The following is a 20,806-nucleotide window of genomic DNA, read 5'->3' on the forward strand; positions in this document are numbered from 1 at the left end:
AATCTATAAATAACATCAACTATATAACAAATCAGTTGATAGTTTAATCATAACTAATTCAAGTTATAGCTCAAATATTTTTTGTTTCTTAGTTAGACTAAAATGAATTTATATAAATCAGTTTACTAAATATTTCTATGGCTGAAACTCTATAGCAAATAATCAATATTATCCTCATTATCAAATGAATCTAATATGTAGTCAAAATCAACAGAAAAGCCAATTACTTTAAACACTTCAGCAAGCTTGTCGTTAAGCAGAAGTTCTTTGATATCATTAGTATATCTCAGTTGATCTTTAGATTTAAGATTCTTAGACACATCATCAAAAACATCGGCAATACTAGCTTTTTTGAGAAAATTTGCTTGCGTAATATAACCATCTAATTGAAATCCAGCTTCTGTTGCGGCCTCTACAACAGTTGTAAAATCAACATGTGCTGTAATATCTTGCTCACCAATATTAACAAATGGATCAAAATTAACCTTATGTTGATGATAGCAAGCTAAAGTCCCCATACTTCTTTCTTTTGAATAGTATAAACTCCTATGATAACCATAGTCGCACAAAAATATCATACCGCTCCCTAAAATATCATACAAAGACTTAATCCACGGACGGATCCAAGTATTTATCTCACTAGTGTACCCATCTTCAAAACAGATATTATCAAGCAATACTCTATTAGCCTCATACTCAAAAAGCTTATCATTTCTAGCCATATCAACGAGTTTGAACTTATTATCAGTCCAGTATACACCTTGCTGTATAAATTGATTATTTTCTGCTCTAAAAATATCTACCGGCATTGCATCTAAAACTTCATTTGCAAAAACCACTGCCTTAAGCTTATAGTTTGGAAGCTCTGTCAACCACTCAAACCTATCATAAAGCTCAGGAATATTCTTCCTTACATTTTCTTGTTGCCTAGATTTTAGATCATTACTTAGTTCAACTATTATATATTTGTCAGGTAAGCTACCTAAGCTATTAAGTTCATGCATACAATCAACAGCAAACTTACCACTACCCGCTCCAAATTCTATAACATTAGAATCTCTACCCAACTCCAAAATCACTAGTGCAAACTGCCTCGCAAAAGTACGCGCAAATAGAGATGTTTGAGAGGTCACCGTAATAAAATCCCCATTTGAAGATATTTTTTCTTTAAACCCAGAGTAGTAACCCAATTCAGGATAATATAAAGCCATATTCATGAAATCTCTGAATAAAAGAGGTTTGTTAGTAGCTTTTATTTTTTTTAGAATCACATTTTCGATAGACACAAAACAATAACTATTTTTAGTAAAAATATAATTATATTAAGTTTAAAATGGGTTTTAATCAAAAAATATATGACTTTCTAAGAAAAAAATATTAAAATCTGTGCTCAAATAATTTTTTACGATGAAGGCGTAGATGAGCGTGATACAAACTTATCCAATTGGTATAACTGGCGGTATAGCTAGTGGCAAATCAACGGCAACAAAAATTCTAAAAGAAAAAATGAATTTAAATATTGTATGTGCAGATACAATAAGTAGAGAGATTACCAAAAAACCTTCCGTAATCAAGAAAGTAGCTGAAAAATTTGGCAACGACATAGTAATAAACAAGCAAATAAATAGAGCTATGCTTAGAGCAATCATTACCGAATCTAAAGAGGCTAAAAAATGGCTTGAAGATTATTTACACCCTGTTATCAATAGAGAGATAAAGAAACAAGTAAAAGAATCAGATACTGTAATGACTATTGTCGATATTCCATTATTAGGACCATATAATTTTAGACACTACGATTATCTTAAAAAAGTAATAGTTATCAAAGCAGATCTTGAGACTAGAATTAGAAGACTAATGGAACGCGATGGCAAAAATAGACAACAAGCAGTCGCATTCATAAATCTACAAATATCAGATAATGAAAGAGAAAAAATTGCTGATTTCATTATAGATAATACAAATTTAAATGATCAAGAATTAGAAGACAAATTAATAGCAACAATAATAACATTGCAAACTTGACTAACTAATATTTTTTGCATATAATATGCTTCAACTTTTGCACCCATAGCTCAACTGGATAGAGTACTCGGCTACGAACCGAGCGGTTAGGGGTTCGAATCCCTTTGGGTGTGCCATAGTTTCATGCGGGAATAGCTCAGTGGTAGAGCACAACCTTGCCAAGGTTGGGGTCGCGAGTTCGAGCCTCGTTTCCCGCTCCAAATTCTTTTCATTTTTTGTTTTTTTAAATTCCTACAGATTTGATAAAAACTTATCTAAATTTTAGATAGTATTTGATTACTCCCATTACATTATTTCAACTAGTTAAGAATATCTAATAATAAGAGTCTTTCTTTTGCAAATACACATAATAGCTATGCAATATTGTATATATAAAACACACTCCCCTCATGATTATAATTCCAATACAAAATTATTTTTTTAACATCGAATAATAAAAAGGAAGCACCTTCATGCTAAAGAAAACAATTATAACAAGCCTACTTATAACATCATCAGCTATAGCTTTCGCGAACAGCTCTGTCCCATCAAATACTAGTTCAGCAAACTCTAGTGATAGAGTAATGGCTGGATATTTAGATATTACCGCTATGGGCTCTGCTGATAGCGTAGATTTATCTCAAGTTGCTAAGGATAGCTACAACGAGGCTGTTATAGCATTTGCAACTATAGATGCAAATAACAATATATCGTTTAAAAGTGACTATGAAACTCTTGCAGCTAAAAAATCCAAGAAGCAAAAAATGCTGGATTAAAAGCAATAGTTTCAGTTGGCGGACAAAGTAACGTTAACACTTATAATCCTAATGACACTGATGCTAATGGACTTGCTCAAAATATAGTCAACTTCCTAAATAAGTATGGTCTAGATGGTATCGATTTCGATATTGAAATAGCAGAAACAGCAACAAACAATGGCATATACCTAAAAAATGTAATTACAAATATAAAAGATATCGATAGCTCGAAGCTAGTAATAATAGCTCCTCAGATTAATAATGATAAACTAGTCTCAACAGGTAACGATGAGTTTTATGCACCATTATTTAATGCAAAAAATAAAGTCTTGGACCTAGTTGATTATGTATATGTACAAAACTACAACTCAGCTCCTGAGCAAAAGCCTGATTTTGTTCAAAAAGCATATACACTAACCAAAAACTACATCGGAGCAAAAACTGCTAAAATAGTTATAGGCTATCCTACTGCTGCTCAAGGTGGTGGAGCTGCTACAGTATATTTCCCTCAGTTTGACGGTAATTATGGTAACATTCCTTCAAACTCTTCAGCTTTACAAACTTATGATGCTATGAAGTCAGTATATGACAACCTAGGAAACATTCCTAAAGATACTAAGTTCGCTGGTTTTATGGGCTGGTCTTTAAATGTCGATTATGTCCCAGAAGCATATAACACAGGTTCAGTCAAATACCCTGCTCACGGCGTAGGCGACTTTGGTTATTATATGTCTCCTTGTGCTTTAGATAGTAACAAGTGTGCTAAAATCCCTGATGAAAAAGAAACTCCAAAGACAGCAACTATTCTTGTACACAACAATAGTCCAAAGTATGGTTTTGATGAAGGAATCACTTTCACAAGCTCTAATGGTAGCATAAATACACTGGGATACGTATCTCCAACAGGAGGTACTGCTTCAGCCACGTCTCCTATTGGAACAAGTATAACTGTAACACCAAAAATAACATGGTATGCAAAACCACTAAGCTGTCCTAATAAAATGGACACCACTAAATATTCACGCGCTGAAATATATGTGGCTGACAATCCATCAGCTCCTGGAACATTAGCTATTAACTGTGATTTTGGTAATTAAAAAATTTCCTCTTAAATCTTTATCTGATTTTACCAATATTAATATCTTTAGTTTAGCCAGCTTTCTTTGATATACATAACGCAAATAAGCTTCTTATATGATAGAATTGTAAGACTATTATTCTAATTTTTAATTATTAAATGTCTAAAAAAATAGTTCTTACAGGTATAACACCTTCTGGCACACCTCATCTAGGAAATTATATAGGCGCTATTAAGCCCGCAATAGAAATGTCTCAAAGTAATGAATATAATTGCATGTACTTCATAGCTGATCAACATTCACTGATAAAGCTTTGGGATAAGAAACTACGCCAGCAATATATATATGAAATAGCTTCTTCATGGCTAGCATTAGGACTTGATCCTACAAAAGCTTCTTTTTATCGTCAATCAGATATACCTGAAATCATGGAGCTAACATGGATTATCAGTACAACTACAGCTAAAGGGCTACTAAATCGTGCTCATGCATACAAGGCATTAGTAGATCAAAATATTCAAGAGGAAAATGCCGATCCTGATAAGGGCATAACTATGGGTTTATTTAACTATCCTGTCCTTATGGCTGCAGATATTATGATGTTTGATGCAGACTTAGTTCCTGTAGGAAAAGATCAGATCCAACATATTGAAATTGCTCGTGATATTGCAAATAGATTTAATCATATATATAAAAATCAAATACTAAAAGCGCCCCAAGCTCTAACTAGTGAAGACAGTCAAACAATACTTGGTTTAGATGGTCGTAAAATGTCAAAGAGTTATGATAATACTATACCTATATTCTCTAAAGAGAAAAAGCTTAGAAAACAAGTCATGAAAATCATCACAAACTCTCAAACACCCGAAGAAAAAAAAGATCCAAAAAACTGTACTGTATTTACAATATATAAGAATATTGCTACCAAGGCTGAAGTTTCTTCTATAGAAGAAAAATACTTAGCTGGTGGATTAGGTTGGGGTGATGCCAAGCAAATACTTTTTGAAAAAATAAATGAATATTTGACAGATTCACGAGAGAAATATGATTACTACATTAATAATCCCAAAGTTGTAGATGATATTCTTAATCAAGGTGCAGAGAAAATGCGCCCTCTAGCTATGAATAAACTTAGCAAAATTAAAGATTTAATAGGAATGTAAAATGATGCAGAGGTTAGATAATATAATTATAGCTAACTATAGCATTCATTCTTTGGCTCTTATATGCTGGGCAAAGAAAAATTTACACAATAACTTTTGCGTATTATCTGTAGATACTGGTTTTGCTGCTGAGAATTGGAATAGCTATTTAGGTAATGTATTCGCGTGGTTAAAAAGTGAAGATATCGAGTTTTATCACCTAAAATCAGAAAACTCTTTTCAAGAATTAGTTAAAGCACGTAAGCAATTTCCTTCTCAGAAATTTAGCTGGTGTGCTGGCTTCTTAAAAGGTATCACACTGTTAAATAAAATTGATGAAATTGATCCTGATGCTGAAGCTACCATACTTCTGAGTCATCGAAAAGACTTATCAAAAGTTTCACAACTTTTGAAAAACCTGAAAGAAGAGGAAAAATATGACTATAGATCACTAGAGTACTCTTTATTAGAGCTAAATCATGATGATATTTTAGAATTGACTAAAAAGCTGCCTTTTAAAGCGTTTTACCATAGTCTTGAATGTCAACCTTGTATACACTTAACACAACAAGAGTTTGAAAAGATAGCAAAAGCAGATATAAAAAAAGTTTCAGCACTAGAAAATGAAACAAATAGTTTTATGTTTAATAATGTACCTTTCGACAAATTAGATAACCATGCCTTTATTCATGGCAATATTTTAGAAGAATTATCAAAAGCCTGTAGTTGCGAATATAGCTGTGGACTTTAGGGGAATAATATGAATGAGTTTTTTTTATTTAGTTTACTTACTGTCGTAGCTGCTCTGATGAGTTACATCAATACAAAATTTCTGAAACTACCAAAGGCAATTGGATTAACAATATTATCAATAACCTTTTCGGCACTATGTGCTTCCTTCCTTAGTTCTTCAAACTTTTTAGTAGTTGCTCTATCTAGTTTTGATTTCAAAAAAACAGTTTTGGATGGGATGCTGTCTTTCTTACTATTTGCAAATGCTCTGCACTTCAATATGATCGATCTTAAAAAAGAACTTAAAGCCATATTTGGACTTGCTAGTATTGGCTTAATTTTATCAGCACTAACAACAGCAACTCTAATCTACGGATTCTGCTTATTGGTTGGTTTTAATATAAGCTTTGGATACTGTTTGGTATTTGGTGCGCTTATTTCACCTACAGACCCAATAGCTGTCATTAGTACCCTTGCTGGTAATAAATCAATACCTAAACATCTCAAAACACGTGTTGTTGGTGAATCATTATTTAATGATGCTACTGGTATTATATTATTTGTAATACTTTCAAATATTGTGTTTTTTGGTAGTGGAGGAGACTTCGGTCAAGGAATAACTAGCTCCGGTATCAACTATATTTGGATTATTACTAAGCAGATTGGTATTGAAGCCGGTGGTGGAATACTGCTTGGATATATATTTGCAAAAGTAGCTTTAATCTTCCTAAAAACAAATGACGATTCTGAGACATCAATTTTTGTAACACTGGCTATAGCTAGCATGGGTTATGTAATTGCTCACAGTCTACACGTATCAGGACCAATTGCCATGGTTGTTGCAGGTCTAGTTATAGGTAATAGTCTTTCTGATCGTAAAAAAACTCATCCAAATCAGGTTGAAAAAATTGATAAATTTTGGATGATTATTGATAATATGTTGAACTCATTTTTATTCATATTGATAGGTCTAGAACTAACTAGCATACCTTTCGATCATGGTGCTTTCTGGGTTGGCGCTGCGGGTATATTTATAGTAACATTTGCTAGATTAATCAGTATCTCAATCCCTATAACGGTTATAGATAAAAAGCTATCTAGAGCATCTGCTAGAGACAATCTACTTGTAGCATGGTCTGGAGTTCGAGGGGGAATATCTTTGGCGTTGGCACTATCACTACCTGATGAGGGTCACGTTATAGTCAGTATAACTTATACTGTCGTGATACTATCAATATTAGCGCAAGGCTCAACACTGAAAATAGTTCTAAATATGATATATCCTCATAATCCAACCAAACAAGCAGCAAATACATCTACCGAGCTAAAATAAATTATTAGCTATCTTCTCAAATTCTGTGATGTTGCTGATGCAAACCGTTAACTAACTCTTTACGCTGCTGTTTTGCTATATGGTGAAACTCTTTGATAGTAAGACTACCATTATCTTCAAAGGCGGATTGAATAGTTTCTTGTGAATAGAAAATCTTAATCAAACAAGATATAAAAACAATTAGTATAAGATTTTTTCTCATTATTCAACCGACTAATAATTACTTTGTAAACGTCTATTATTAGCGCCATTTTCAGCATACATACTTTACCCCATACTTGATGACATTAAACTATGATATTGATAATTTCTACCATAAAAATCAAAGTAATTATCTGTAAACTCTTCTGGGAAAGCTGCTTGTAGCGTATCTTGATATGGTTGTGAATAATCTGAATAGCCATATTGCCTATTACCCTCCCATACAACTTGCTTTGGTATATTATCGGCGTTTATTACAGTAATAGCATCATCTGCCAAGTTTAATTTAGTTGCTCCTTTTGACGGAGTATTAGTAAATTCAGGCACTCTATTACTATATGACTCATAAACAGCACCATACCTATTTAGACTGATTAATGTAATAGTAAGCAATATAAATAATCTCATCCTAGCTCTTTATAAAATTATTATTATCCTTTAATATTGCCAAAGCTTGTTCATAATCACAATCATTTAATATCATTACAATCGCGACTTTTACAGACTTATTAGCTTTCATATAAAAATCTTGAGCTGTCACATAATCAACCTCTGTTACCTCACAAATGATATTCTTAGAGCGCTCAACTAATTTTTCATTAGTTGGTTTAACATCAACCATCAAATTTTGATACACTTTGCCAAGCGATACCATAGATAACGTTGATATTATGTTTAAAATGAGTTTTTGTGTTGTTCCCGCCTTAAGCCTAGTTGACCCAGTCAAAACTTCAGGACCAGGTACTGCCTCAACATTATAATCAGCATAACTAGATATCTTAGCTTGCTTAGTACAGCTAATCGCAGTAGTAGTAGCATCGATAGAATTTGCATACTCAAGAGCTCCTATAACATAAGGTGTTCTTCCACTAGCTGCGATACCTATTACAACATCTTTAGCCGTCAAATTTATTTTTAGCAAATCTGCTTTACCAAAATCAGGATTATCTTCAGCACCCTCTTGGGCTTGAATAAAAGCTTTTTCGCCACCTGCGATTAATCCAATAATAGTATTATAATCAACACTAAATGTTGGTGGGCACTCAACAGCATCAAGTATTCCTAATCGACCACTTGTTCCCGCACCTACATATATGACTCTACCACCCTTTTTCAAGGCCTGTGATGTAACCTCAACTATCTTAGCAATATTTAGACTTTGCTCTTTTAATGCTTCAATCACACCATACTCTTCATCTATCATTAGATTCACAGATTCTTGAACTGACATCGAATCAAGGTTAAAGCTTCTTGGATTTCTTTTCTCTGTATTTATATTTTTTAACATACTCATATTTTAACTTCCTTAACAACTCCTAATGGGTAGAGATATTTACTTTCTAAATAAACTGGAGCGGCAGGTTCTGCTTCGTAACCCAACTCATCTTTTATTTCTTGAGCTTTAAAATCTAATGCTTCTGATTGAATATATATTTTATTAACCGTATTTTTGATAGCATCAAAATCAGCAAGAATCTGAGGAGACTGCGGTCCTAAATCAACCTTTTGAAGTACATCAAAATCATAATTAAGTTGCATAACCTTATCTGGAGTAAATACAAATAGATAACCAAACTTAGGCACTACGAGTTGAATACCATTATCATCTTCATCTTCTGTATCCTTACTCTTGCTTTTATCTTCACCAAGTCTTTTAGGTTTATTCTTTTTTTTCTTAGGAAGTCCTACTACAACATTAGGATTATCATTATCTTCGAAATTAAATTCTTTTTCTAAACCATTAGAACTAAAATCTAAACTAACAAAACTACCAAAACCTTTTTGATATCCATATCTATGAAGTTTATTTGGTTCATACGTTATGATATACATTGACTCATCTGATTTAGAAACTATAACAGGTTTACCAAAACTCTCACCATCTATATATGTATCTAGACTCTTGCCAACCCTGTGATCTCCATTAAAATTAAAATCACTAATCCCCATAATAGTTTTACTTTTGTTATTCGGATGAAATATTAAAAGCATATTTGCTTCTAGATTATTTGCCATATCAGGCACTAAAAGTTTTATATTATCTTCATCTAAATCGCCTTTGAAATTAATTTTTTCTGCTAACTTAAGAACGTAACTTTTATTTGTTGTAGAGTATTCAGAATAATACACTTCTAAAACCCGTCTGTTACCCTTTTTTTGACTATCTTTTCTTACTAGCATAATTTCTGGAGCACCATCATTATTATCAAAATACCAAACCACTCCAAGAATGTTATCTTTTACAAATTGAGCTCCTGATGATGAACGACCCTTACTACTAGCTACCATGACTGCCTGCCATTTTCCAATTTCATCACCAATTTTTTTATTATCTTTGGCTAAACCTTTAACATCTTCACTAAGTAAATCATCTAATGCTATGCTAGAAGCAAATAATTTATCAGTATCGTATAATAATAAATATAAAGTCCATTTTCCTTTTTCGAGATTCCAACCTATCTTAACCTTATAGTCAGTTCCCATACCATCAGGAATTGCAACTCCTATCTTGGTTTTATCTGTGAATATATTTAGTTGCTTATTTTGCTTCTCTACAAAACCAATAAAACCTTTTGGTGCATCTTCGATAGTACCATCACTCTTTAAACGATAAATCCTCTCTTGATAATTAGTCATTGCTTCTAGATTTATCATTGGAACATTTATAAGTGTATAATCACCATCAAAGTTTTGATATGTATTAGCTGCTAATGCGTTATAAATGATTCTCTCTGTTAAATCTACTTTTGTACCTTGATTAAAAGCTTTATATATAACATCATAACTTTTATACTCTTGTGACTGGAATAGTTCTGCATTTGTCATAGTAGGAAAAAATGATGATATATCATCTTCATTTACAGTTATTTCAAACTTACTTTTGCCAATCTCAAATTCACTAGACTTCGTAAAATTAATATCATCTTTAGCCTTAGAAATATATGACTCTCCTAATACTTTATCATTACTATTTTTAATAATACTCTTAGTAGTCAACATACCCATTTTAAATGTATATAAAAGACCTCTAAGCATCACCATAATTACAAATGAGAATATCAAAGCCATCAACAATGCTGAGCCAGTTATTTTTGTGTTTAACCTATCATTCATATATACACCTAATCTTGACCTAATATATAAATTTTATTTGTTGCTTGCCCGGCAACTTTAAAAGAAATTTTAAGCTCAGCTGTAGAATCACTTTTTATATTCACAAGCTCTTTTTCCAATGATTTCCAATTTATTTTGGCATTTCCTTGACGAATATCTGAATTCATAACATACTCAATTTTCAGATCTGTTACATTACTTATTAATTCGTATATTTGTGAATCATCTGCATTTTGCTTCACATATTCATAGAGTGAATATATTTCATTACCATCTTTATCTTTTTTGTTAGTAGCAGCTACAAAGAATACTTCTAAGATATAGAGAGATCTTTCTCAGGCAAAGTATCCTTTTGAAACTCATTTACTTTGAAAATATTATTTGATGAATTTGACTTCAAAGTAGAGTCTAGACTACTTCTTTGAATCATCAGAAAGTCAGTTTCAGGTTGTACACAATGTATATCTTCATTAATATTCATATTTCGCAGAGCTTCATCATTTAACATTCGCTCTTTGCATAGCTCCGTAGACATACTCAGTCCCTTATGTAAACTCTTAAAGTTTTGCTCTGGTGCTTTGCCAATTGTTATTATACCCATTTTCCCGAAGATATCTTCAAAGTTATCCCCTGAGTTATCCACAAGATATTGATGAATATCTCCATATTTAGTTGTAAACCCTGCTTGCCCGATTGCATTATATAATATCTGCTTAACTAATAATTGATCAGAGTTTATTCTATGCTTATCGATAAGTTTTATATATTGCTTTTTCATATCAATATATATACCGATGGCCATACTCATTACTATAGCTGCTATAACCATTGCTACCATTAGTTATGGCAAAGTAAAACCTGATGATTTTTTAACTCTCTTCGCTATCATTAGCTTTCACATCTCTTTCAATAACTTTAACCTTATCAGCTACTTGCATTTGATTATCAATAGCTGCTATGTTTACAACTTTATATATAATATCAACATTATTAGCGGCATCTTTTTTTGCTTTTTTATCAGCTCTTTCTGCCATTTTTTTTGATATCTGCAACACTTAATGATTTAAATCTATTCACAGGTTGTTCTTTTTCCTGTGGCTTAATATCGTTTTCTTTTTCTAGTACAACTGTTTTGATAAACTCTATACCATCATCTGTTTTAGTATCGTCTAATACTCCTGTTAGACGATATATACTGACTCTTTCATCAAGAACAGTAGCTATTTAATCCTTCCTATTTTCAAGAGTTATACTCACAAGAATACTATTTAATAATATAAAACCGGATGATAGTACAAACAACAAAATCAAGGCAGCAATCATTGATTCTACGATACCAAATCCAGCCTGTGATTTTGTTTTTTTAGAAACATTGAATTAAATTTAGATTGAGGCTGAGAGAATTATGCTTCTTTGAATCTTCCGAAAGACATTAACTTATCATATCTTTTAGCATTTCTCTCCTCTACTGTCATCTCTGACAACGCTTTCAATTCAGCAGCAACCGCTTTTCTGATGTTAGCAGCTGTTGTATCATAGTCTCTGTGTGCTCCACCTAAAGGCTCTGGTATAACTGCATCAACTATCTCTAACTCTTTAAGGCGTCCAGATGTTATATTCATCATTTGTGTAACTTCAGATGCTTTCTCAGCTGTCTTGTGTAGAATTGAAGCACACCCTTCTGGAGAGATAGTAGCAAAGTAACTATACTGAAGCATAAGTAACCTATCACCAACACCTATACCTAGTGCCCCACCAGAACAGCCTTCACCAATCACAATACAAACCACAGGAACTTTAAGCGCACTCATTTCTAATAAGTTTCTTGCAATTGCTTCACTCTGACCACGCTCTTCAGCTTTGATACCTGGGTACGCACCTGGAGTATCAATAAAAGTAACGATTGGCATATTGAATTTTTCGGCTAATTTCATCAATCTCAAAGCCTTACGGTAGCCTTCAGGATGCATCATACCAAAATTATGTTTAATCTTACTTTTGGTATCACGACCTTTTTCTTGTCCTATAACCATAACAGGTTTGTTGTTCAGTTTAGCTAAACCACCAATAACAGCTAAATCATCACCAAATGCTCTATCGCCATGTAGCTCTTGAAAATCTGTAAAGACTAACGATAGTAAATCTTTAAAATATGGTCTATCTGGATGGCGTGATAATTGAACTACTTGCCAATCTGTAAGTTTAGAGTAAATAGACTCCATAAGCTCAAGTCTTTTTTTGCCAAGCTTTTTGATTTCAGCTTCAGTCTTTTCATCCTCATATACATGAGATAGTGAGGTAATTTTATCTTCAATTTCTTTTATTTTTGACTCAAAGTCTAAATAGTTCACTTATTTTCTCCTTTCAAATTCAAATCAATTCATAAAAATAGCTATTTTATATTCTAAAGTATTTTAGCAAAATAAAAAAGCTACAACCAATGATTTTTAAGGTTTGTTATAGTATCTATTTATAATATAATCTCAAACATAATTTTTTAAAATCTAGAATATTAACCACTATGAAAGAAGTTTCAAATCACACACCAATGATACAGCAGTATTTGAAAATTAAATCTCAATATCCGGATATATTACTATTTTATCGAATGGGTGACTTTTACGAGCTTTTTTTTGATGATGCAACAAACGCTGTAGAGCTACTAGACATAACCCTCACTGCTCGAGGAAAATCAAATGGTGAATCAATACCGATGGCTGGTGTGCCATATCACGCTGCAGAAGGCTATATCGCCAAAATTGTCAAAAAAGGATTATCTGTTGCGATATGCGAGCAAATAGGAGATCCAAGCACTTCAAAAGGTCCTGTTGAACGACAAGTTACACGTATAATAACTCCGGCAACAGTTTCTGAAGAAGCCTTCTTAGATAGTAACCAAGATAGCATTCTCGTAAGTATCTATGAAAAAAACAATAAATATCACATCGCGTATACTAGCTATACTCAAGGCAAAATTCATCTTGTAAATACAATGAAAAATTTATCTGATCTAAAAAATCAGATATTAAAGCTCTCTCCTCAAGAGATAATTACCAACTCTAATAACCTTATCCAAAAGAATATTTTTAACAAACCAGTAAAGGTTTTGGAAGAATGGTATTTTAGTAATTTTGAGGCAAAAAAGCATATAGTAGACACCTTTGATAACAGTTTTGCAAATAACATTCTAAACTCATATAAAAAAGAACAACTAACAGCTATCGGATCAATACTTGCTTATTTAACAAATACACTTAAAAGTATTCCTAAACACATTTCAGACATCCATCTAGATGAAGATCAAAACATACTAAACATAGATAGTAATAGTAGAAATAATTTAGAGCTAGATAATAATTCAAAAAGTAGCCTTCTAAACATAATGGATAAATGTAAAACTAGTTTAGGCAGTAGACTTCTAAGGAGATACTTCAAAAACCCTACTAGAGATCTAAATAAAATAGCTTTCCGTCATAATGTTATAAAAGCATTAAAGGAACAACACCATTTCTTAAAAGTTCAGGATATTCTGTCTTATATAAATGACATTGAAAGGATAATTTCTCGCGTTGCTCTAGGAACAGTAAAACCTAAAGATCTAGTATCTTTTAATAGCTCTCTCGAGCAACTACCTAAACTCAAGAATCTACTTAAAGAAATAAACACCTCTGAAATTATAAATATAAATAATCACATCCATCAAATTGATGAACTAACAGAACTACTAAACAAGGCTATTGTAGATAATCCCCCAGTGACCATTCGCGATGGTGGCGCCATAAAACATGGTTTCGACCAAGAGCTTGATGAGTTAAGAGGACTAAAAGACAACTCTTACGATTTTTTATTAAAATTTGAAACTCTACAAAAACAAAAAATAGGGATTAATACACTAAAAGTTGGTTATAACCGTGTGCATGGTTATTACATTGAACTCTCGAAACAATATGCTGACAAAGTCCCAGCTGAGTATATCAGACGCCAAACATTAAAAGCTAGTGAGCGCTATATTACTAATGAGCTAAAAGCTTTTGAAGATAAGATTCTCTCAGCAAAAGAAAAAGCTTTAGCTAGAGAAAAGCTTATCTACGATGTCCTATTGAATAAAGTCTTAGAATACTACTCTCAAATCCAACAGACTGCAGCAAGTATTGCAAAAATAGATGTTTTAGCAAACTTTGCAGAAAGAGCTATCAAACTAAACCTAAATCAACCTAAATTCAATAAAACTGGTAAGTTAGATATAAAAGAGGTTCGTCATCTAGCGATCGAGCAAAATATTGATGAACCTTTTATACCCAATGATACCCTATTAAGTACAGACACTTATACATTAGAAATAATCACTGGACCTAACATGGGTGGTAAATCCACATATATGCGTCAAGTTGCCCAACTTATCTTTCTAGCATATATAGGCTCATATGTGCCGGCTAACTATGCGGATATTTGCGATATAGACACCATATATACTCGGATTGGTGCCTCAGATGACATATCTAGTGGCAGATCCACATTCATGGTTGAAATGACTGAAACAGCTTACATTCTTAACAATGCTACTCAAAAGTCTCTAGTAATCATGGATGAAATCGGTAGAGGTACAAGTACTTTTGATGGTTTATCACTTGCAAAAGCTTGTGCAGAAAAATTTGCAAAAATTGGTGCATTGACTCTTTTTGCTACGCACTACTTTGAGCTTACAGAGTTAGTTAATCAGTATCCAAATACAAAGAATATCCATTTTGAAGCTAAAGAATATAAAGACAATATCTATTTCATGCACAAAGCAGTTGCTGGTGCGGCTAAAAAATCCTATGGTATTCAAGTAGCTAAATTAGCTGGCATCTCAAAAGATGTTTTAGAATCAGCAAAGAAAAATCTAGCTAATTTAGAAAAAGGACAAGCTAAATTAAATATCTCAGATCAACCCCAACAAAATCTCCAGCTTGATCAAACAACCATACAAAAAAATCATATTAAAGAGCGACTTGAAACAATAGATATCAACTCAATAACGCCTATCGAGGCTCTAAATATACTCTTTGAACTAAAAAAGCTCTAATTTAGTTATATAAACTTTTTCAATTTGCTATAATTTTTTAGATATGAATTTGTAAAGTCTTAGGAAAAACAATGCAAAACAATGAAAATCAACCTTCTTTTTTAATTCAAAAAGTATATACAAAGGATGTTTCATTCGAAACTGTAAACTCTCCAGCTTGTTTTAAAGATCAGTGGGATCCCAGCTCAGATTTCAATATTGATATTAATACAAAAAAAATTAATGATGAAAATTTTGAGCTTGATTTGACAATCACGATAACCACAAAAAACAAGCAAGCAAATGCGTACATAGCAGAGGTTACTCAATCGGGTATATTTACGATTACTGGCATGAATGAAGAACAAGTAGAATCAGTGCTTAACACCTACTGTGCTAATACTCTTTTCCCTTACGCAAAAAGAGTTATTGATTCTTCGATAATTAAAGGAGGGTTTTTACCTCTTAATCTAGCACCAATTAACTTTGATGCTATATATATGCAAAAAAAATTACAACAATCTCAACAGCCAGCACACTAAGTTAAGAATAAATATGAATAATCGACAGAATAGCTTCATCAAAATTTTAGGATCAATAATGATCATAGTAGGTACTATGATAGGTGGCGGTATACTAGCACTCCCTATCATAACCGCTAAACTTGGTTTTGTGATAGGCTCTATTCTCATATTCTTAGTCTGGAGTATAATGACTTACACCGCTGTCGTTATCTCAGATATTTCTTGCTCAATGCCTTATGGCAGTAGCTTTAAAACTATAGCACAGAGATATCTTGGAAAAGGTGAAGGTATAGTAGCAAGTATAGCTTTTTTAATACTTATGTATTTTATTAGTACCGCTTATATCTCAGCCGCTGCATCATCATTATCCTCATCCTTCCCTAATCTCGATGAAAAAGCATCGTCGTTGATCTTTGTAGTCATTTTTGGAAGTATCGTAGTTTTAGGAACAAGATTTGTCGATTATGCTAATAGATTTTTTATAATCCTAAAAATACTCGTATTAGTAATTTTATGTGTTGTATTTAATAGTTATATTGAAGTTCCAAATCTTTTTGTAACTCCAGTTGATTTGGGAGTTTCATTAATTATTGCAATTCCTGTTTTTACAACATCTTTTACATCTCATATTATAGTCCCTGCCTTGTCTGACTATCTTGGCAAAAATGCTAAAGATATGAAACTCATCGTTATTATCGGCAGTATCATACCGCTTATACTATATATCATATGGGTATTTACTATCTTAGGTGTACTACCACTACACGGTCATGTAAGCTTCATGGATTCGATATTTAATCACATCCCAGTTGATAAAGCTAATATCGGAGATATTCTAAAAACCTTAGGAAGCAAGGTAAGAACTCCGACAACAGATGCGGTACTGCATATCTTCACTTATGTGGCTATTATGACATCATTTTTAAGTGTTAACTTATCTTTATTTCATTTTAACTTAGACACATATAAGTTATATAAAACAAAAAAAGTTATTGGATACTCAATAGCAACAGTTCTGACTTTTGCCATTCCACTAATAATAAACCAAATGGATCCTGACATATTTATTTATGCTATGACATGCGTTGGCCTATCGATTGCTGTCTTATTGATGATTATGCCGGCTCTTATGGCATTTAAGATAAATAGTCTTGGCGAGAGCTTTAACTACAAGATATCAACCTACAAAAGCTTATGGCTAATTTCTCTAGTTTCTGGTGTAATAGTAATATTGTGCGTAGTTCTGTAATTTAGATAATGACAAATATAGAACATATTGATAATTTCCTTGATAATTTACTTTACCTAAAAAATTACTCTCAAGAAACTATAAATAATTATCGCAGAGATTTACTCCAGTTAAATAGTTCAATAGTTGATAAAGATATAACAAAACTTGAAAATAATAATATTTTAATGTGGGTTAAAAAGCTTCATGCCCAAGGAAACTCATCAAAAACATTACAACGCAAACTTAGTTCTTTAAGAAGTTTTTTTAATTTTTTGATAAATAGTGAGTTAATAAAAAATAATCCCACAACTGGTATCAAGGCACCTAAGAGTAGTAAAAAACTACCTAAAACTGTAAATACAGATGAGCTAGCCTACTTATTAGATATCAAACCAAGCAATAATATCGAAACTCGTGATATAGCATGCTTTGATCTTTTGTATAGCTGTGGAATAAGACTTAGCGAATTATCTTCAATAGAACTAAAAGACATAAATATAAATCAAAAGAGTATACGTGTCATAGGTAAAGGCAACAAAGAACGAATTGCATACTTTGGTAGTAAAACACTAACAAATTTAAATAGATGGCTAAATATTCGAGATACTTATAGCCTAAAATGTAACTATCTCTTCATCTCACAAAATGGTGGGCATTTAACAAATAGGTCTATCCAAAAACGGATTGAAATCTTTGCACAAAAATATGCAACAAAGCATATACATCCTCATATGTTACGCCACTCTTTTGCAACTCATGTTTTAGATTCATCTAAAGACTTACTTGCTGTAAAAGATTTACTTGGCCATGCAGATATTTCTAGCACGCAAATTTATACTCATCTAAATTTCCAACAACTTGCTAGTGTTTTTGATAAAGCACACCCTCGAGCGAAAAAAAAATCATGAATATTTACGATTTAGCAGTAAAATCTCATATTGAGAATATTACAGATATTGAGTTTGAATATATTTTATCAAACCAAAATGGTAAGTACTTATATGTCGAGGATAATATCCTAAAACTACACTACAAAGATAAAGAGCTATTTATAGATTTTAATAGTAGCGAAATTCTAAATAGGATAGATCCTAAAACTAAAAAATGCAGTATTGTCCAAGCAGTTGAGGGTCGCTCAAAAGACAAACTAAATATTCTAGATACAACAGCTGGTCTCGGCAGAGATACATTTACACTAGCAGCTAGAGGACATAGATTGACTTCGCTAGAGAAAGATTGTTATATTTACGTATTACTCGTAGATGCACTTCATAGAGCAAGACAAACTCATAACTTAAAAGACATTGCCAATCAAATAGACTTGATTAATATAGATGCTAATGAGCATATAAATACTACTAATATTTCTTTTGACTGTATATATATAGACCCAATGTTTCCACCACGTAACAAAAGCGCTAAAGTCAAACAAGGAATGCAAGTCTTACACGATATTGCTTTTAATAACGATGAATCTAACTCAAATTTACTCAAGAATATTATCTTATCGAAAAAAACAAAAAAAGCTGTTGTAAAAAGACCTATTAATGCTGATTTTCTTTATGATAAAAAACCAACATCTCAACTTAAAGGTAAAACAAATAGGTTTGATGTATATAGTCTATAACTGTATCAAATATTTCTCTTAGCATTTGTGTATGCTGCTACTATAATAATCCCAGCTATGAATAAAAGTACAGCTGATATCCAATAATATGGAATAAAATCTCTTATATTCTGAGGTGAATTGCTAATAACCATCGCAGAGTTTGCATAATTAACAGCATAGCTAAATAAACACTACAGAAAAAAATAATAACCCTATGGCCAACCTAAAGGCAACAAATATAGCTCCTATTACAATCAGCATATAGCATAGATAATCAAAGCCAAATAATAACTCGTAATCAAGTATATATGGATTGACATATTTATACATCACACCAACCCATAATAACAAGACAATCAAACTAGCAACTATTGCTAGCAATCTTACTTTTTGAGTTGGTTTGGTATAGTTAGATTGTTTGAGCCAAATATATCCAGTAACTACAGTTGTTAATATCTGTGCCGACAAATAGATAAATGATGTTGTAATCCCATATTTACCATAAATAAAAACTTTTATAATCAGACTAGCTAACACGAACATCCAAGCATACTTGTTTTTCTTATAAAGTAAAATTGCAAACCCAAGTAAACACGCATTAGCTATACAATCATAAATCACATAATCCAATGTAATCATAATAGAAACCTAAATTTATCCTTAATTGATGTAATATAAACATATATAATTGTAAATATAAAGTTTTAAGATATCTGTTTTATGATTTATTTAAAGTATATGTACAAAATATTATTACTGAGCATTATAACTAATGTTTTATACGCAAACCAAGATGACAATGTATATACATGGAGAGACTCTAAGGGTAATGTAGTATTCTCACAAACAGCTCCTATATTTGATCAAGAATACGAAAAAGTCGGTGTAGTTCATAAAAATAAAATACAACAAAAATCTCCTGTAGAACAACAACTTGCTTCACTAAAACAGAATAACTTATATTTAAGTGCTCATAATACACAACAAGATACTCAACAGCAAAACGGTAGAAATTCAGGAGTAATTAAAGTAAAAATAATCTCACCAGCTAATGGAGAAAATCGTTTTGTACATAATGAGAAATTACCAATAATTCTGGAGCCAGCTTTAACAGCTGAAGATCATCCCATATTCATAATAAATGGTATACCTTATCCCGCTCACTTTCAAAATGGCGTTTGAAAAATCAATAGACCAAATCCTGGACCTGTAACAATTTCTGTTAGAGGTAGTACCAAGGATCATAAAATCATTACATCAAGTGACTCAGAATTCTATAGACGTCAGGTTTTAGGTAGATAAATTAACATATCTAGGCTTTTGATTATTATTAATTTTATATATACTTGAAGATAGTTAAAAATTTGAGAATTTAATAATGTCCAATTTTCATAAAATTATCTTACTTTTCCTTATAACATCTTTCACGTTTATATCTTTTGTCCAAGCAGCTAACCCAACTATTTACTCATAGCGCTCAGAAAATGGTAATGTTGTATTTTCAGAAGAAAAGCCTTCGGATGGTACTGATTATAAAATCATCGAGGTCGGTCAACCTACAGTTGTTGATACCAAAGCTAGCCAAGATATGATTTCAAATTAACCCGTTGAAATTAAGCAAAGCGATATCTCTAAACTAAATAACTCTAGTCTGGCTGAAAAAAAATAAAGAAGTATTGGATAAAAATCAAAGAACTAGAGATCTAAATGTACAAATAACATCTCCAGCTAACGATGCTAATATTTTCACTAAAGAAGATAAGCTAGCCGTATCAACGAATCCTGCCATATCTGCTGATGACAAACCAACTTTTATAGTTAATGGCACAGTTATGCCAGCGACATTTGAAGATGGTCAGTGGAAAATTGCTAGACCAACTCCTGGAGAGAATAAACTGACTATAGCGGGACAGACATCTGCTGGGAATGAAATTAAATCGACAAATGAAGTAGCTTTTTATATCAAAAATGGTTGGTTACAACAATCTAAAAACACAGGAAACTATGCTGGAAGATAATTAATTTTACGTATACT

The 20,806-nt window shown here is 32.1% G+C and carries 16 protein-coding genes, 2 tRNA genes and 6 pseudogenes; 15 read left to right on the top strand and 9 right to left on the bottom strand.

Annotated features, from left to right (window positions below; all coding sequences use genetic code 11):
* Nucleotides 1-149 precede the first annotated feature (149 nt).
* Entirely contained in the window at nucleotides 150-1,286 is a 1,137-nt protein-coding gene (locus FNO12_RS07865; protein ID WP_014714758.1) for a class I SAM-dependent methyltransferase, read from the bottom strand.
* 133 nt (nucleotides 1,287-1,419) lie between these two features.
* On the opposite strand from FNO12_RS07865, the pseudogene coaE reads away from it, so the two are divergent.
* The 8 genes and pseudogenes from coaE to FNO12_RS07900 all read left to right on the top strand — a co-directional run bounded on the left by coaE (nucleotide 1,420) and on the right by FNO12_RS07900 (nucleotide 7,048).
* Nucleotides 1,420-2,033, top strand: a pseudogene (coaE, locus tag FNO12_RS07870) (dephospho-CoA kinase).
* A 31-nt stretch (nucleotides 2,034-2,064) separates the two neighbouring features.
* Nucleotides 2,065-2,141: transfer RNA gene (locus FNO12_RS07875), tRNA-Arg, on the top strand.
* Between the two features lie 9 nt (nucleotides 2,142-2,150).
* Nucleotides 2,151-2,225, top strand: a tRNA-Gly gene (locus tag FNO12_RS07880).
* Nucleotides 2,226-2,477: 252 nt separating this feature from the next.
* Complete coding sequence (locus tag FNO12_RS11080) at nucleotides 2,478-2,780, top strand: hypothetical protein (RefSeq protein ID WP_231138716.1); 303 nt, start codon at nucleotides 2,478-2,480, stop codon at nucleotides 2,778-2,780.
* A 5-nt stretch (nucleotides 2,781-2,785) separates the two neighbouring features.
* A complete protein-coding gene (locus FNO12_RS07885) occupies nucleotides 2,786-3,859 on the top strand; it encodes a glycoside hydrolase family 18 protein (protein ID WP_231138742.1) in 1,074 nt (357 codons plus the stop codon).
* 140 nt (nucleotides 3,860-3,999) lie between these two features.
* A complete protein-coding gene (trpS, locus tag FNO12_RS07890; RefSeq protein ID WP_014714756.1) occupies nucleotides 4,000-5,004 on the top strand; it encodes a tryptophan--tRNA ligase in 1,005 nt (334 codons plus the stop codon).
* A 4-nt stretch (nucleotides 5,005-5,008) separates the two neighbouring features.
* The gene (locus tag FNO12_RS07895) at nucleotides 5,009-5,734 is read left to right on the top strand and encodes a hypothetical protein (RefSeq protein ID WP_174805270.1); all 726 of its coding nucleotides are present in this window, start codon (nucleotides 5,009-5,011) and stop codon (nucleotides 5,732-5,734) included.
* A gap of 9 nt (nucleotides 5,735-5,743) precedes the next feature.
* The gene (locus FNO12_RS07900) at nucleotides 5,744-7,048 is read left to right on the top strand and encodes a cation:proton antiporter (protein ID WP_014714754.1); all 1,305 of its coding nucleotides are present in this window, start codon (nucleotides 5,744-5,746) and stop codon (nucleotides 7,046-7,048) included.
* A gap of 16 nt (nucleotides 7,049-7,064) precedes the next feature.
* Here the strand turns inward: FNO12_RS07900 and FNO12_RS07905 are convergent, their stop codons facing one another.
* The 7 genes and pseudogenes from FNO12_RS07905 to FNO12_RS07935 form a co-directional block, all read right to left on the bottom strand.
* The gene (locus FNO12_RS07905) at nucleotides 7,065-7,250 is read right to left on the bottom strand and encodes a hypothetical protein (protein WP_041265071.1); all 186 of its coding nucleotides are present in this window, start codon (nucleotides 7,248-7,250) and stop codon (nucleotides 7,065-7,067) included.
* Nucleotides 7,251-7,315: 65 nt separating this feature from the next.
* Nucleotides 7,316-7,657, bottom strand: coding sequence for a hypothetical protein (locus FNO12_RS07910; RefSeq protein ID WP_048349219.1), 342 nt, complete (start codon nucleotides 7,655-7,657; stop codon nucleotides 7,316-7,318).
* A 1-nt stretch (nucleotide 7,658) separates the two neighbouring features.
* Nucleotides 7,659-8,543, bottom strand: coding sequence for an N-acetylmuramic acid 6-phosphate etherase (gene murQ / locus FNO12_RS07915; RefSeq protein ID WP_014714751.1), 885 nt, complete (start codon nucleotides 8,541-8,543; stop codon nucleotides 7,659-7,661).
* Nucleotides 8,540-10,363: a hypothetical protein gene (locus tag FNO12_RS07920; RefSeq protein WP_014714750.1), complete on the bottom strand. Its 1,824-nt coding sequence runs from the start codon at nucleotides 10,361-10,363 to the stop codon at nucleotides 8,540-8,542. The genes murQ and FNO12_RS07920 overlap by 4 nt, the downstream gene beginning before the upstream one ends.
* 8 nt (nucleotides 10,364-10,371) lie before the next feature.
* Nucleotides 10,372-11,201: pseudogene (locus FNO12_RS07925) on the bottom strand (PilW family protein).
* A 31-nt stretch (nucleotides 11,202-11,232) separates the two neighbouring features.
* Nucleotides 11,233-11,686, bottom strand: a pseudogene (locus FNO12_RS07930) (pilus assembly protein).
* 80 nt (nucleotides 11,687-11,766) lie between these two features.
* Entirely contained in the window at nucleotides 11,767-12,714 is a 948-nt protein-coding gene (locus FNO12_RS07935) for an acetyl-CoA carboxylase carboxyltransferase subunit alpha (protein WP_014714748.1), read from the bottom strand.
* A 170-nt stretch (nucleotides 12,715-12,884) separates the two neighbouring features.
* On the opposite strand from FNO12_RS07935, the gene mutS reads away from it, so the two are divergent.
* From mutS to FNO12_RS07960, 5 genes are all read left to right on the top strand, one after another.
* The gene (gene mutS, locus FNO12_RS07940; RefSeq protein WP_014714747.1) at nucleotides 12,885-15,428 is read left to right on the top strand and encodes a DNA mismatch repair protein MutS; all 2,544 of its coding nucleotides are present in this window, start codon (nucleotides 12,885-12,887) and stop codon (nucleotides 15,426-15,428) included.
* A gap of 71 nt (nucleotides 15,429-15,499) precedes the next feature.
* Entirely contained in the window at nucleotides 15,500-15,949 is a 450-nt protein-coding gene (secB, locus tag FNO12_RS07945; RefSeq protein WP_014714746.1) for a protein-export chaperone SecB, read from the top strand.
* 13 nt (nucleotides 15,950-15,962) lie between these two features.
* The gene (locus FNO12_RS07950; protein WP_014714745.1) at nucleotides 15,963-17,180 is read left to right on the top strand and encodes an amino acid permease; all 1,218 of its coding nucleotides are present in this window, start codon (nucleotides 15,963-15,965) and stop codon (nucleotides 17,178-17,180) included.
* A gap of 8 nt (nucleotides 17,181-17,188) precedes the next feature.
* Nucleotides 17,189-18,070 carry a site-specific tyrosine recombinase/integron integrase gene (xerA, locus tag FNO12_RS07955; protein WP_014714744.1) on the top strand — a complete coding sequence of 294 codons (882 nt, stop codon included), beginning with the start codon at nucleotides 17,189-17,191 and terminating at the stop codon, nucleotides 18,068-18,070.
* Nucleotides 18,067-18,789 (top strand): class I SAM-dependent methyltransferase, encoded by a 723-nt coding sequence (locus tag FNO12_RS07960; RefSeq protein ID WP_014714743.1) that lies wholly within the window; start codon nucleotides 18,067-18,069, stop codon nucleotides 18,787-18,789. Before xerA ends, FNO12_RS07960 begins: the two co-directional genes overlap by 4 nt.
* A gap of 5 nt (nucleotides 18,790-18,794) precedes the next feature.
* On the opposite strand, the pseudogene FNO12_RS07965 reads toward FNO12_RS07960, so the two are convergent.
* Nucleotides 18,795-19,410 (bottom strand): annotated as a pseudogene (locus tag FNO12_RS07965) (hypothetical protein).
* Nucleotides 19,411-19,491: 81 nt separating this feature from the next.
* Here FNO12_RS07965 and FNO12_RS07970 point away from each other — a divergent pair.
* Nucleotides 19,492-20,073: pseudogene (locus FNO12_RS07970) on the top strand (DUF4124 domain-containing protein).
* Between the two features lie 76 nt (nucleotides 20,074-20,149).
* Nucleotides 20,150-20,789: pseudogene (locus FNO12_RS11620) on the top strand (DUF4124 domain-containing protein).
* Nucleotides 20,790-20,806: the final 17 nt, after the last annotated feature.

Source organism: Francisella orientalis FNO12, assembly GCF_001042525.2.
Lineage (GTDB): Bacteria > Pseudomonadota > Gammaproteobacteria > Francisellales > Francisellaceae > Francisella > Francisella orientalis.

What these genes read in the sequence shown, in the direction of transcription:
- FNO12_RS11080 (WP_231138716.1), top strand. Translation starts at nt 2,478, where the DNA reads ATGCTAAAGAAAACAATTATAACAAGCCTACTTATAACATCATCAGCT.
- FNO12_RS07895 (WP_174805270.1), top strand. Translation starts at nt 5,009, where the DNA reads ATGCAGAGGTTAGATAATATAATTATAGCTAACTATAGCATTCATTCT.
- mutS (WP_014714747.1), top strand. Translation starts at nt 12,885, where the DNA reads ATGAAAGAAGTTTCAAATCACACACCAATGATACAGCAGTATTTGAAA.
- FNO12_RS07960 (WP_014714743.1), top strand. Translation starts at nt 18,067, where the DNA reads ATGAATATTTACGATTTAGCAGTAAAATCTCATATTGAGAATATTACA.
- FNO12_RS07950 (WP_014714745.1), top strand. Translation starts at nt 15,963, where the DNA reads ATGAATAATCGACAGAATAGCTTCATCAAAATTTTAGGATCAATAATG.
- xerA (WP_014714744.1), top strand. Translation starts at nt 17,189, where the DNA reads ATGACAAATATAGAACATATTGATAATTTCCTTGATAATTTACTTTAC.
- murQ (WP_014714751.1), bottom strand. Translation starts at nt 8,543, where the DNA reads ATGAGTATGTTAAAAAATATAAATACAGAGAAAAGAAATCCAAGAAGC.
- secB (WP_014714746.1), top strand. Translation starts at nt 15,500, where the DNA reads ATGCAAAACAATGAAAATCAACCTTCTTTTTTAATTCAAAAAGTATAT.
- FNO12_RS07920 (WP_014714750.1), bottom strand. Translation starts at nt 10,363, where the DNA reads ATGAATGATAGGTTAAACACAAAAATAACTGGCTCAGCATTGTTGATG.
- FNO12_RS07905 (WP_041265071.1), bottom strand. Translation starts at nt 7,250, where the DNA reads ATGAGAAAAAATCTTATACTAATTGTTTTTATATCTTGTTTGATTAAG.
- FNO12_RS07900 (WP_014714754.1), top strand. Translation starts at nt 5,744, where the DNA reads ATGAATGAGTTTTTTTTATTTAGTTTACTTACTGTCGTAGCTGCTCTG.
- trpS (WP_014714756.1), top strand. Translation starts at nt 4,000, where the DNA reads ATGTCTAAAAAAATAGTTCTTACAGGTATAACACCTTCTGGCACACCT.
- FNO12_RS07910 (WP_048349219.1), bottom strand. Translation starts at nt 7,657, where the DNA reads ATGAGATTATTTATATTGCTTACTATTACATTAATCAGTCTAAATAGG.